Source organism: Paraburkholderia sp. SIMBA_030, from assembly GCF_046535245.1.
Classification (GTDB): Bacteria; Pseudomonadota; Gammaproteobacteria; order Burkholderiales; family Burkholderiaceae; genus Paraburkholderia.
The window spans coordinates 1-342 of sequence record NZ_JAWRXB010000180.1 but is presented as its reverse complement, the minus strand read 5'-3'; the positions used below and the strand labels follow the sequence as shown (position 1 = coordinate 342).

At 66.7% G+C, this 342-nt stretch carries 1 protein-coding gene; it reads right to left on the bottom strand.

Going from position 1 to position 342, the window contains the following annotated elements; translation table 11 throughout:
- Positions 1-319: hypothetical protein (locus SB772_RS39575; protein WP_410838463.1), on the bottom strand; the 319-nt coding region annotated here is incomplete at its 3' end.
- Between the last annotated feature and the right edge of the window lie 23 nt (positions 320-342).

The following is a 342-nucleotide window of genomic DNA, read 5'->3' as shown; positions in this document are numbered from 1 at the left end:
CGTCTTGGTCGATGGCGTCAGTCCAGCGCCTGGCAATCGTGGCGACGAAGTCGGGGTCGGACTGGATTGCCGTCTGGGTCAGGGCACGCTCCATGGCCGCGATCGTGTCGGTGCTGGCGAAGTGCGTGACCTTGTCCAAGGCCATCGTGATGATCGTCGCGGACCGCGAAGGCACAAGCGCGGAGGCGATGGCGTCGGCGAGCTCTTCCCGCTTGGGCGTCACCGATTGACGGGCGATGCCGGCGTGGGGGAGGAGTTCGGAGGCCAGTGCAAGCCTACGCCGGGCTTCACTGATACCGATCCGCAAGCGGGCGCGCAAGAACTCCGCTGCGTTCCGGTACC